The organism is Soonwooa purpurea (genome assembly GCF_053891095.1).
Genome location: NZ_JBSSMA010000002.1, coordinates 139,665 through 152,268 on the forward strand (window position 1 = coordinate 139,665; position 12,604 = coordinate 152,268).

The 12,604-nt window shown below is 35.3% G+C and carries 13 protein-coding genes; 3 read left to right on the forward strand and 10 right to left on the reverse strand.

From position 1 onward, the window contains the following. Nucleotides 1-17: 17 nt before the first annotated feature. From ACVFVN_RS02450 to ACVFVN_RS02495, 10 genes are all read right to left on the reverse strand, one after another. The gene (locus tag ACVFVN_RS02450) at nt 18-1,256 is read right to left on the reverse strand and encodes an oligosaccharide flippase family protein (RefSeq protein ID WP_456234033.1); all 1,239 of its coding nucleotides are present in this window, start codon (nt 1,254-1,256) and stop codon (nt 18-20) included. Next, a complete protein-coding gene (locus ACVFVN_RS02455; protein ID WP_456234034.1) occupies nt 1,249-2,400 on the reverse strand; it encodes a glycosyltransferase family 4 protein in 1,152 nt (383 codons plus the stop codon). The genes ACVFVN_RS02450 and ACVFVN_RS02455 overlap by 8 nt, the downstream gene beginning before the upstream one ends. A gap of 6 nt (nt 2,401-2,406) precedes the next feature. Beyond that, a complete protein-coding gene (locus tag ACVFVN_RS02460; protein ID WP_456234035.1) occupies nt 2,407-2,895 on the reverse strand; it encodes a hypothetical protein in 489 nt (162 codons plus the stop codon). A 114-nt stretch (nt 2,896-3,009) separates the two neighbouring features. Next, nucleotides 3,010-3,795: a (Fe-S)-binding protein gene (locus ACVFVN_RS02465; protein ID WP_165135577.1), complete on the reverse strand. Its 786-nt coding sequence runs from the start codon at nt 3,793-3,795 to the stop codon at nt 3,010-3,012. Nucleotides 3,796-3,873: 78 nt separating this feature from the next. Next, a complete protein-coding gene (locus tag ACVFVN_RS02470; protein WP_456234036.1) occupies nt 3,874-5,211 on the reverse strand; it encodes a 4Fe-4S dicluster domain-containing protein in 1,338 nt (445 codons plus the stop codon). Between the two features lie 11 nt (nt 5,212-5,222). Then, the gene (locus ACVFVN_RS02475; protein WP_165135583.1) at nt 5,223-6,164 is read right to left on the reverse strand and encodes an MlaD family protein; all 942 of its coding nucleotides are present in this window, start codon (nt 6,162-6,164) and stop codon (nt 5,223-5,225) included. A gap of 126 nt (nt 6,165-6,290) precedes the next feature. Beyond that, a complete protein-coding gene (locus ACVFVN_RS02480) occupies nt 6,291-8,435 on the reverse strand; it encodes a SurA N-terminal domain-containing protein (RefSeq protein WP_456234037.1) in 2,145 nt (714 codons plus the stop codon). 158 nt (nt 8,436-8,593) lie between these two features. After that, nucleotides 8,594-9,235 carry a hypothetical protein gene (locus ACVFVN_RS02485; RefSeq protein WP_456234038.1) on the reverse strand — a complete coding sequence of 214 codons (642 nt, stop codon included), beginning with the start codon at nt 9,233-9,235 and terminating at the stop codon, nt 8,594-8,596. Between the two features lie 20 nt (nt 9,236-9,255). After that, nucleotides 9,256-9,825, reverse strand: a complete 570-nt coding sequence (locus tag ACVFVN_RS02490) for a hypothetical protein (protein ID WP_456234039.1) — start codon at nt 9,823-9,825, stop codon at nt 9,256-9,258. 13 nt (nt 9,826-9,838) lie between these two features. Then, the gene (locus ACVFVN_RS02495) at nt 9,839-10,396 is read right to left on the reverse strand and encodes an RNA polymerase sigma factor (protein WP_456234040.1); all 558 of its coding nucleotides are present in this window, start codon (nt 10,394-10,396) and stop codon (nt 9,839-9,841) included. Nucleotides 10,397-10,498: 102 nt separating this feature from the next. Between ACVFVN_RS02495 and ACVFVN_RS02500 the strand changes: the two genes are divergently transcribed. The 3 genes from ACVFVN_RS02500 to ACVFVN_RS02510 all read left to right on the forward strand — a co-directional run bounded on the left by ACVFVN_RS02500 (nt 10,499) and on the right by ACVFVN_RS02510 (nt 12,604). Further along, nucleotides 10,499-11,281: a Rossmann-like and DUF2520 domain-containing protein gene (locus ACVFVN_RS02500; RefSeq protein WP_456234041.1), complete on the forward strand. Its 783-nt coding sequence runs from the start codon at nt 10,499-10,501 to the stop codon at nt 11,279-11,281. Nucleotides 11,282-11,342: 61 nt separating this feature from the next. Continuing rightward, nucleotides 11,343-12,239: a GLPGLI family protein gene (locus ACVFVN_RS02505; protein ID WP_317164513.1), complete on the forward strand. Its 897-nt coding sequence runs from the start codon at nt 11,343-11,345 to the stop codon at nt 12,237-12,239. 140 nt (nt 12,240-12,379) lie between these two features. Beyond that, nucleotides 12,380-12,604, forward strand: coding sequence for a FeoA family protein (locus tag ACVFVN_RS02510; protein ID WP_410497364.1), 225 nt, complete (start codon nt 12,380-12,382; stop codon nt 12,602-12,604).

Here is a 12,604-nt window from a genome sequence, read left to right on the forward strand (position 1 = left end):
CTTTAAAAAATTTAAGTTTAAAGACTCTTAAGGTATTTTGTAAAGAAGAAAAAATAAATTAAGCCTTCCCAAACCAAAATCGTAGTTAAGGAAATTCCCATACCGATTAAGCCAAATTCTTTAACCAACTGGAACGAAACAAGTGTCAAAAGAAGCAACGATATCGCAGACACCCACGTGTTAATTTCTATTTTTCCTACTGCTGGCAAAAGGTTTCCGTAAATGTTGCGAGAGAGCATTCCAAAGCAAAAACCAAATAATAGAATCATGAGCAAGTTGCCGTTTTCAATATATGTTTTTCCAAAAAATAACTGAAGAAGATCTGTTTTAAAAAAGTAGAAAAAGCCGAAAATAAAAATACAAATCGGGAAGAATAATTTGTAATAGTTTCTTAAATAGGATGTCAAAAATGCTTTGTCTTTATGGTTTTTTGTAAGTCTTGGATAATCGCTTTGCATAAAACTTATCGCAAGAAACGGAATGTTCGAAGGTAACAAAATAGCGACTTTATAATTGGCGACAGCGGTTTCGTCCTTTAAGAAACTTAATAACAAAATGTCTAATGAAAATAAAGTTTCGGAAATAACAGACGTGAATGCTGTGAAAATCCCGAAGCGCCACAATTCGCGCGTGTTAGGAAAGAGGCTTTTTTTGAAACTGAACATTTCCTTTTTTAGCCAAAATAAAGAGGAGAAAGGCATCAGCGCCATTGCGGTCAAATAACCGTAAAATCCCCCATAATAAGTCAGTAAAAAAAGCAGAATAAATCCGCCAATATTATTAACATTATTGATTCTTGCAAAAATGTTATTTCGGCCTGTTATTCTGTAAAAAGTCTGTATATGATTCAGAAAATAAAATCCGAAAAGCCTTACACCACAAAATAAAAATATAGTTAGGATGTCATCGTATTTTTCCATGTAGAACATAGAAAAGCCAATAAAAATTGCGACCAATACGATTTCGTAGAAAAAGCCTTTGAAGAAAAGATAAGACGATAGTTTTCTTTTGTCTTCATCATCATGCAAGGAGCCGTATCTCAGGAGAATCTGGTTGCTTCCTAGGCCTGCAAATGGTAAAAATATTGCGAATACGGATAGCACGATGCTGAGAATCCCGAATTCATTTTCTGGCAATAATTTTATAATGACAATTGAGGATAAAAACCCACAAATTTTTGCAATCAAAAAAGATAAGAAAACAAAATGCCCTTTATTATTGAAAAAATTATTTAAAAATTCTTTCAAGCTATTCATGTGTTTTCAGTGTAGCGGGTTGGTTAATAGTCTGTTGGTAGATGTCGTCAAATTGCCTTGCAATCGCCTCTTGAGAAAAATTTTCTACCGCATATTCTCGGATTTTATTTGGATCTGCAAAGCGGATTTCTCCAGAAACAATTTTTTCTAATTTATTGTACAAATCCTCTTGATTGGCTTTTTCGACGCCAATGGCAAAACTTTCTATTATAAACTCTTTGGCGCCACCAACTTCTGTTGACACAACAGGAACGCCACAAGCATAAGATTCTAAAATGACACAACCTTGCGTTTCGTTATCGCTGAAAAGAATGAAACAATCGGAGTTTTGCATTTTTTTGGCAACTTCCTGATAAGAAATGGCACCAAAAACTTCGATGAAAGCATTTGCGTTAAGTTGTTTTATTTTGTTTTGTAAAGGCACGATATCGCCGTCCCCGCCAATTTCCAGTTGTACTTTATAATTGTTTTGGTGCAATTTGGCAACAACTTCTATAATTTCCAAAGGCCTTTTTCTGTCTATTAAACTAGAAACATGCAAAAATATGAAATTCTGTTTTGGAAACTTCTGCTCACTAATGTCGAAAACCTCTGTCGATACAACATTTGTGATAATCTTCATCGGCGTTTTTATTCCAAGTTGAGAAAGGCTTTCTTTCAGATTGTTGCTTACAGGCATTACAAAGTTAGCTTTGGAAGCAATGTATTTAGCAATTTTAATAATAAACTGGGAAGTCTTGGCATGATTGTCTTTTTGTAAAGCGGTCCAATGTTCCGTAACAACAAAAGGAATCTTGTGTTTTTTCTTTAAGTAAACCGCAAAAAGCATATTGTTATGCAACACGTTAGCGTGCACCAAATCTGGTTTTTTCAATTTTGAAAAGCCCAATTTGTAAGCTTTCATTCTTCTCAGAAAATTCGTGGCAGGATTGTTTGTGTTTTTGTAATAAACAATCAAAGTCCGAATGCCATTAATCATTTGGTCATCGAATATGAATTTCTCTGTTTGGTTAAAATCGCCAATAGCATGGAGGATTTCAACTTCGTGTTTCAGCGCCACAGCTTGGGCATGACGTTGCACAAAATTACCATTGGTAGGTTCTAATCTGTTAGGAAACCAAGACGAAATGAAAAGTATTTTCAATGCAAATTATTTTATAGTCGCCGCCCAACTTCTGTTAAGTGGTTGCAAAAAATGGCTTAAAAAATCTAAATACGTATTTTTAGAAAAGTCGAAAACTTCAATGTCTTTTGATAATTCTCCATTTCTGATTTTATTTTTAAAATCGATAAGTTTTAGCGTTTTAACTTCTCCATTTTCCACAAAACTGGCTTTCATTCTGTCGAACAAACCAAGTTCATATTCTTTATCAAATTCGCGCATTAAACCTCCCAAAGCATCAATGCTACAGCCAGAAGCCATTTCTTTTTCCTCGTCCACACAGATGATGATGAATTGGTTTTTCTCAATTTTGAAAGAAGCTTCCAGAGGCTTGCCGTGCGCTGCCCAAGTTGACAAAAATTCGTACAGACGCTCTGCGATGTCTTTTGCTTCTTTTGTGGCAAAAGGACGTGACGCAGGATATATTATTACTCTATAATCGTTGGTTTCTACGATGCTAGATTCTTCAATTTTCATTTTAAATGTATTTAAATTTAAGCCTAAAATTACGAAATATTCTTTAGTTGGCTATTCTAAAAAATAAAACCCAAGCCGTGCCTGAGTTTTAATTGTATTTTGAAAAGTCGGATATTACAAGTCGTCTGCTTCGGCAATAAGTTCTACAATATCTTTGACTTGTACTTCTTCGGTTTTGTTGAAATGCTTCACGCCATCTGTCATCATGGTATTACAGAAAGGACAACCTGTTGCGATGACTTTTGGTTGCTCTGCAAGCGCCTCTTCGGTTCTCTCAACGTTAATGTCTTTGTTGCCTTTTTCTGGCTCTTTGAACATTTGCGCACCGCCAGCACCACAACAAAGCCCATTGGTTTTGCAACGTTTCATTTCTACCAGTTCGGCATCTAGCTTTTCTAAAAGCATTCTTGGTGCTTCGTATTCGCCATTGCCTCTTCCTAAATAACAAGGGTCATGGAAAGTGATTTTTTTACCTTTAAATTGTCCACCTTCTATCTTCAGACGGCCTTCTTCCATCAGTTGTTTTAGAAACTGTGTGTGGTGAAGAACTTCATATTTTCCGCCAAGACTTGGATATTCGTTTTTCAAGGTGTTGAAACAATGCGGACAAGCTGTAACGATTTTTTTAACATCGTAAGCGTTAAGAATTTCGATGTTTGTAAGTGCCATCATTTGGAAAATAAATTCGTTGCCAGCACGTTTTGCAGGATCTCCTGTGCAAGATTCTTCTTGTCCAAGAACTGCAAATTCAACACCTATTTTGTTTAGAATTTTACAAAAGGCTTTGGTGATTTTTTTGGCGCGGTCGTCAAAACTTCCTGCACAACCTACCCAAAATAAAACTTCTGGTGATTTTCCTTCGGCAGCATATTCTGCCATTGTTTTTATAGTGAAATCCATAATTAGTTTACCAATTTAATCAATGTATCAATTTACCAAATTTCAGTAATGTTACATTGCTAGATTTTTACATTTGTATTAGTTTTCGTTTGCCCAATTGAGTCTGTCCGCTTGGTTATATTGCCAAGGTGCAGCATTGTTCTCAACATTGGTCATCATCATATTCAGTTCTTGTGGCGCTGCGGATTGTTCCATAACCAAGAATCGTCTCATTTCAAAAATAATGGATAAAGGATCGAGTAGGATAGGACAAGCTTCGGTACAAGCATTACAAGTTGTACAGGCCCAAAGTTCTTCTTTGGTAATGTAATCGTTTAATAATTTTTTACCATCGTCCACAAATTTGCCGCCGTTGGCGTCAATATTCTTGCCGACTTCTTCTAGGCGGTCACGTGTCTTCATCATTATCAAACGCGGTGATAATTCTTTCCCAGTAATATTGGCAGGACAGTTAGCGGTACAACGACCACATTCTGTACACGAATAAGCGTTAAGAAGCTGAACTTTATTAAGATCAAAAACATCTTCGGCTCCGAACTTTGATGGCACTTCTGCTTGGTCTTCAGCTGGCGCCGCGTATGGATCAGCGTTGGGATCCATCATTAATCTGATTTCTTTGGTTACAGATTCCAAATTGTTGAATTCGCCTTTTGGATCAAGATTCGCATACCAAGTACTTGGAAATGCCAAGATGATATGTAAATGTTTAGAATAATAAAGGTAATTCATGAAGATTAAAATCCCTACGAAATGGAACCACCACGCTGCTTTTTCTACAAAAACTAAGAAGCCGTTGTCAAAGTTGAACCATTCCAAAATAGGAACGAACAGCATGTCGCTTATTGGAAAATAACCTGCGGCTTCATAAAAGCCTCTTGCCTGAAGAATAGATTCTGAAGCATTTAGTTTGAAGAATGCCATCATCAAAGCAAACTCGATAATCAAAATGATGTTGGCATCATCTTTTGGCCAGCCGACAAGTTCTTTCATTGTTAAACGTTTTACGCCAACAATGTTTCTTCTGATAAAGAATACAACAACTGCAAAGATTACTAAAATAGCCAATACTTCTAAAGTTGCTGTAAAGACGTTATAAAATGTATCTCCTAAAATAGAATGTAAAAAGCGATGTGTCCCGAAAATACCATCAACAATTATTTCTAACAATTCGATGTTAATAATTACGAATCCAACATAGACAAATACGTGTAAAATGGCTGCAATAGGGCGTTTTCCCATTTTGCTTTGGCCTAAAGCTACGCGTGTCATGGTTGCCCAACGTTCGGACTTTCTGTCGGACCTGTTAATGTCTCTACCAAGGTTGATATTTCTATAAATCTTTTGTAAGCTTTTCGCAAACATGCCAAAACCAAGAATCAAAAGAATTACAAAAATGATGTTGTCAATATACTGCATATCAATCGAAGTTATTTTTTTCCAAATACAGAAATGTTAATGTAACGTTTAGGGTTAGCTTTAAGATCTTCTATTAAAGCGTTAAGACTGTTAGAAGTTTTGTTCAGATTGTTGTAAAGTTCTTCATCTTTGGTAAGCTTTCCAAGAGAACCTTCTCCATTTTGTATGCCAGAAATAACAGAATTCAGTTTGTCTGCTGTTGTGCTGAGATTGTCAATAGCAGAGTTCAGCTTTTTAACATCCACATTGTCGGCAACTGTCCCGAATTTTTCTACTGTTGTTTTTGTAGACTGTAGAGTTTTGTTGGTATTATCAAGTACCGAATGGATGCCAGCTTCGTTATTCGCTAAAAGTCTGTTAGTTTGGTCAGCTGTTGTTTTGAAAGCTGCAACCGTTTGGTTTAGGTTGGCTAAAAGTAGTTTTATCTGTTGGCGATTTTGTTCATCTACCAATTTGTTTGCACTTACCATAGTTGAGTCTAGCTTTGTAAGAACGCTAGCAACTTGGTCTTTTACAGGTCCGACTTGTGAGGCTAAAGAGTTTAACATTGATAGTTGGAAATTCCCCATCAAAGTGTCACCGTCTTTAGCAAGGATATTTCCTTTGGCTAAATTAATCCTAAGCTCTTTGCCAGACATTAAGCCTGGCTCAAAGATTTCTACTTTAGACTGTTTAGAAAATTCGAATCTGTCGTTCACAGTAATTTCAACGACAAAGTGGATGTCGCCAGAAGTCGTCGGGATAGGTTTGATGTCAGAAACCTGACCTACACGTAATCCATTGATGGAAACTGGATTTGATTTTGCTAAACCTTCAACGTTATCGTATTTAATGTAATATTGATTATCGGTAGAGAAGATGTTTTTCCCTTTCATAAATTGATACAATATGACAAAGGAAATAACCGCAAATATTGCGATAAGACCCGCCTTTAATTCTTTACTAAACTTCACGTAAATATTATTTTTTAGGTTACAAATATAAGAATATTGAGATTAATATTCTTTCTAAATAAAATAAGAAAAGCGATTTGCAAAAATACAAACCGCTTTTCTTTATGTTTTTAAATAATTTTATTCTTATTGGTGGTTTTTATCCCAAACTTCAATTCTGAAATCTTCGATATCTGCGTTATCCTGAAGAGATTTAAGATAACCTTGTCCGAACATAGAACTGTTTTGTTGTTGGATAGACTCAACGACTTGTTTAGCATCACCAGGCATTTTGTTACTCTTAAGCGATTTGCGTTGTACAACATATACGCCACTCATCCCTTCGATAGGAGAAGAAAGCTTGTTGTTTGCAACACCGAAAGCCGCACCAGCAACTTTTGGCTCCATAGAATTTGCTAAGAATGCGTTGAAGAAGTTGATGTCAGAGTTTGCTTTTTGTGTGTTGAACATTTTCGCAATTTGATCTAGACTTCCCGCTTTTGCAGAATTGATTTTTTCTGTAATTTTCTTCGCAAGCAACTTGTTTTTCACGATAGGTTCAATCTGTTCTCTAACGCTTTCTGGATTTGCAAGACCTGCATCTTGTTTGCCAGCAACGTAAACAACAATGCGATCTCCTGTCCCGTCAACAGTGAAGATATCCGTATCTCCAATTTCTCTTTTCTTGTCAAATGCCCACATTAATATTTCTGAATCTTTATCCGTTCCTAAACCAGGCAATTGACCTTGGAATCGTGTAACAGATTTTGGATTTTGCATATTAAATCCACCCTTTTTAGCAATGTTAGAGAATTCGTTAAAGCTCTTACCTTGGATTTGTTGGATAAATCGTGTTGCTTTATTGTGAACATCGCTTTCCGTTTTGTCGGAAGCTTTGATGTTTTTTGCTAAATGAGCTACTTTGTAAGCCATGCTACCCGCTTTTTTATCATCGATTTTGATGATGTGGTAACCGAACTGCGTTTCTGCTAATCCGATTGTTCCTTTGCTGTTTGTTGCTAAGAATTGCAAATATCCTGGCGCAAATTGAGATTCTGGTGTTGTCCATCCCACGCTACCTTTTCTTTCAACAGCGTTTGGTTCATCAGAGAATTTTAAATCTTTATCAAAATTAGCAGCGTTTGATTTTGTGTCAGCAAGGATGCTGTCAGCTAGTTTTTTTGCTGCTTCTTTCGTTCTTGTCGCTGTCGATCTTTCCGCGCCTTTGTAAGCGATAAGAATGTGGCTTGACAATGTAGAGTCAGAAGGTTTCTTATCTAGCAATTTTGATACGATATAATAATTTTGCTCTTTATATGGTCCAAATGTTTGTCCTATTGCAGCAGAGGCGATTTTGTCTTTTAAAGTGCTTGGTAGTTGTTCTGGCTTCAGGTACTGCGGGATGTATGGAACATCTGAGTTAAGCTCAACAAACATAGAGTCATTTGTTGTGTTTTGGAAGTTCTCAGTTCCGTTAGAAGCGTCAGATCCTTTTAGGAATAATTTGTTTAATTCATTAAGCGAAGCCGCGTCGTCTTGCGCACTTGGCGTTGCAGGGAAATAAACGTATCCTAAGTTACGGTTAGCATCAACTTTGAATCTTGTTGGGTGAAGTTTGATATAGTCCAATAAATCTTGTGTTGTAACTTTTACAGGATTTGTTTTCTCAAAACTTGTATAATCAACTTTTACATAATCGATGTTTGCTATCTCATCACGTTGTTTCACGATAAGATCTGCTTCTTTTTTGCTGGCGGTAATGCCGTTTCCTAAGTTGCCGAAAAGAATTCTTGCCATCATTCTGTATTCAATTGATTTTTTGTTTCTTAACCAACTGTTATACATTTCTGCCTCACCAGAATTTTGCAGGCCTTCGATTTGTTTTTTTATGTCTTGCAGTTTGAAGTTTCCTTTTTCGTCAAAATTTGAAGGATTTTGTGCAAACATTGGATCGTACTGAAGTTGGCTCCAGAACACATCGTCTGTTAATTCAAGTCCTAATTTTTCAAACTCTTGTTTGATTAGTTTGGATTGTACCAATACTTGCCAAGCTTGTTCTTCAAGTCCGTTTTGTGGTTGTCCTTGTTGTTGAGCCTGTTGTTGAAGTACAAATAATTGGTCATTGAACTCGTCACGGCTAATATCTTCGCCATTAACTTTTCCTAAAATACTAGGGTTTTTTCCAAAAACCTGATCAATAGTATCTGGATTTATTAAGAATGCTACTAATGCTAAGGCAATAACACCCATCAATAACCAAGGTCGTTTTCTAATCTCTCCTAAAACTGCCATTTTTTGTTATGTGTTTATAATCAATTCGCGAAAATACATATTTTTAAAGGAAAAAGAAAAATTTGTTTTAAACTTTTATCAATCTGAATGCTATATTAAGAAAAAACCACCGAAAAAATCTTTTTCGATGGCCTTATTTGGAAGAGCTTTGGTGATAGCTATTTTTCCTTTCCACCATACTTTTTGTCTATAATTTTGTCCCGGACTTTACCTTCGGTTTGGAAAAGTTTTAAAACTTGTTGGGGTGTTAATATTTTTAAAAATTTGTCCGCGTATAATTGTCTATTGTTTAAAAGCTGTTTTCCAACTTCAAAACTTTCGTCAAGTTTTTGTTTGGCTTCATCGCTGCTTAATTTTTCAATATCAATAGTACCTTTGAATTTGTCTTTAATTTGTTTCTGGCTCAAGGTATATTGTTTAAATATTTCTTTGAACTCTTCCTGCGATTCTTTAGGAATGTTTAATTCGTCGAGTATAATATCTTCTTTTACAGTCTGCATAAATTGGGAACGCTCTCTAGGATTCATGTTTTTTATCATTTGATGGCGTTCTTCTTTATCCAGCTGATTCCAGTTGTTTATAGAATTTTGTTGCATTTGCGAAGTTGTTCTTGTCCTGTTAAAATCATTTTGACTAGGACTGAAATTGTTGCCAAGCCCACTGCTTCTTAATTGCGAGGTTGTAGTTTGGTTATTCGTTCTTTGTTGGCTGCGCTCTGTGGTATTTCCACGCCGTTCGGTTTGTGCATCAATATGTAGACTGAACGCCATTAATATTAAACTAAACAATGTTTTTTTCATAATTTTCATTTTTGTGTCGTTTAATTATATAAATCTAAATATACATCTTGATCGACACCTCGTTCGACTTCCGAAATCTGGGCTGGTGTGAAAACTGCCAATATTTGATTCATTTTGTTTTCTGATGAATTGTTGGCGTTAGCAAAAGATGTTGTTGGTGTTTTTTTCTTTGTTTTTGCTGCTGCTAATAATTCTTTAGTTTTCTTTGGCGATCCTGATGTTGTGTGTTGTTCAGCAATACGCTTTTCTAATTTAATAATATTTTGCTTTGTTTCGACTGTCGGTTCAGGGTTGTTAATTGCTAAGTCCTGATTTTGTATTGAAGAATAACTGCTGTCAATAATAATTTTTTGTTGGGCAATAGATTGTTGTTTTTCAATGTTTTGGTTGTTAAGAGACCAAAAGCTAAGCCCTCCGATAACTGCGATAGCTGCTGCAGCGGCCCATTTGAAATTAAATGAGATAATTCTTCCTTCTTTCTTTTGAAGCTTGGTCTTTTCAATAACCTTATCTTGCATTGACGCAAAAAAATCGGTCGGTGTTGTGAAAGTATTTTTACGTTCTAGATTTTCTAAGTCAAAATTTTTCATCGCTTTTATTTTACTATAGCTCGCCAGAATAATTGTCTTTTATAAAATTTTCAATTTTTTCTTTAGCGTAATGATAGTTAGTTTTTAATGTTCCGACAGACATGTCCACAATTTTGGAAATCTCTTCGTAAGGCAAATCGTCATAGTAACGCATTGTAAATACCAATTTTTGTTTTTCTGGAAGGCTTTGTATTGCCTTTTGTAACATAACTTGTATTTCTTCTGCATCTTTTTCCGCGTTATCAGCCACCAGATTCTGCATATAGTAATCTGGGTCTTCATCGGCCTTTTTCATCTTTTTCATTCTGTTAAGTTGTTGCAAAGCTTCGTTGGTAGCAATCCGATAAAGCCAAGTGTACAACTTGCTATCTTGTTTGAATTGATGAAAATTCTGATAGGCTTTGATAAACGTTTCCTGCAATACATCCTGTGCGAGATCGTGGTCAACAATCAATCGACGAATATGCCAATACAATCTGCTTTGGTGTATATCCATCATCGCACGAAGCCCTTTTTCCACAGTTTTTGGCTGTGTCATCAGCTTGATAATGTCATCGTCTGTAAGCTTCATGTGGGATGTTTCATTTATTGGATAATTATTTTAATCCAAAGTTAAAATTGTTTTTTAAATTTTTGATTTTCTAAGGATAGTTTGTTCCTGAAATCTGCTAAATTGCAAGAAATATTAAAATATCAAAAAGTGAAAATCGTTATCATTGGCTCTGGAAATGTCGCATATCATCTCGCAAAAGCACTAATAACAACCGAACAAAATTTAGTCCAAATTTTCGGAAGAAATCAGAAAGTTCTAAAAAATATCTCAGAAGAACTTAATATTCCGTTTTCTACAAAAAATTTGGCGGATGCAGACTTGTATATTATTTCGGTTAGCGATTCTGCGGTAGAAGCGGTTTCCCAGCAGGTTTTGAAAAAGAACGCCATTGTTGCTCACACTTCCGGTTCTTTGCCGAAAGAAATTTTGCAAGGTAATTATCAAAAAGCGAGTTTTTATCCTTTGCAAACTTTTTCGAAAATTAAAGATTTAGATTATTCTGAAATTCCGTTTTTTATTGAAGCAGAAACGGAAGATGTGGTTGAAAAATTAAAAAATATAGCCGAGAAAATTTCAAAATATGTTGAAGTTGCCGATTTTGAAAAACGAAAGTACATTCATCTAACTGCTGTTTTCGCATGCAATTTTGTTAATCATCTTTTTGCAAGAGCAAAAGAGATTTCGGATTCACAGAATATTTCGTTTGATTATTTTATGCCTTTGATAGAAGAAACCTTTGATAAAATAAAATCCGTGGAGCCCAAAGCAGCACAGACTGGGCCTGCAGTTCGTAATGATGAACGGATTCTCGAAGCGCATCAATCATTGATTACAAATCCCGAGCAACTCGCTATTTATAACTGTATGAATGCTTCAATCAAAGAAATGTACAAGCTGGATTAATTTTTTGTAACAAAAATTAATTGCTGATACTAATTGATTATACTTTTAAAATAACATCAAAATGAATATTAAAAAATTAGTTAGTTTAAGTTTTCTTTTATTGGTTGGATTGCTTTCCGCACAAGAATCCGCCAATCGGTTTTTCTATGAATTAAGTTTTAAGCCTAAAAAAGATTCTGCAAAAATAGATAAGGTTATGACCATCTTGGATATTACAAAAGACAAGTCTATTTATCAGGATTTTACACTCCCCGCACAAGATTCTATCATAAAAGTTGCTGTGGAAGAAATGGAGAAGACCAAAACTTTTAAAGACTTGAGTAAGTCTATTAAAATGCCAAAGTTTTCGTATAAAATCTATAAGTCTTATCCGTCGATGAAAGAGACCTATCATGATAGGATTAGCATGACGCTTTTCGGTTATGAAGATGACATTAAATTTAATTGGAAAATGGGCAACGAAAAGAAAAAAGTCGGAGCTTATAACACGCAAAACGCTACTGTAGAATATGGTGGAAGAATATGGACCGCTTGGTTCAGTCCAGATTTGCCGTTTTCTGATGGACCTTACAAATTTTATGGATTGCCAGGTCTTATTGTGAAAATAGAAGATGCTGATAAAAACTATTCTTGGGAACTGAAGGGTAACAAGACGGTTAAGGATTGGAAAGAATTCAGTTATGCTGAAGAAGCAAATGCTAAATATGGGATGAATAATGAGTTGAAGCTTACAACCAAAGAAAAATTCCAAAAAGCTTATGCAGCCTTCAAACAAGATCCAATGGCTGAAGCTCGCGCAAATATTCCACAAAATATGATGGGAATGAAAATGCCAGGAAGCGATTTGACCGTTGGTGAAATGTTGAAAAATCAAGAAAAGATGATTAACGATTTCTTTAATGCCAATGACAATCCTATCGAAAAGACAGAAGCTACATCGGTTAAAAAGAAAAAATAATTTCTAAAATATTGATAATATGACAAAAGTCGGGTGAAAGCTCGGCTTTTCTTCTTTGATTTGTTATTTAGATTTAATTAAAATAAGCTATATTTGCAGTTCTAAATTTTAAAGTTTTGACTAAAAAAATATCTGAAACATTGTGTTGCTTTCCTAAAAATAAACTAGGGAAAATTCGAGGTTTTAATGATGAATTAAAAATGCCAACCAAAATTTTAGAAATGGGATTGCTCCCGCAAACAGTGTTTAAGATTTTGTACCAAGCCCCTTTCAATGGGCCTTTGTATATAGAATATGGTGAAGAGCATTCGCGTTTGGCTTTGCGTATCGAGGAGGCAAGATTTATTGATGTAGACGCAGTTTAG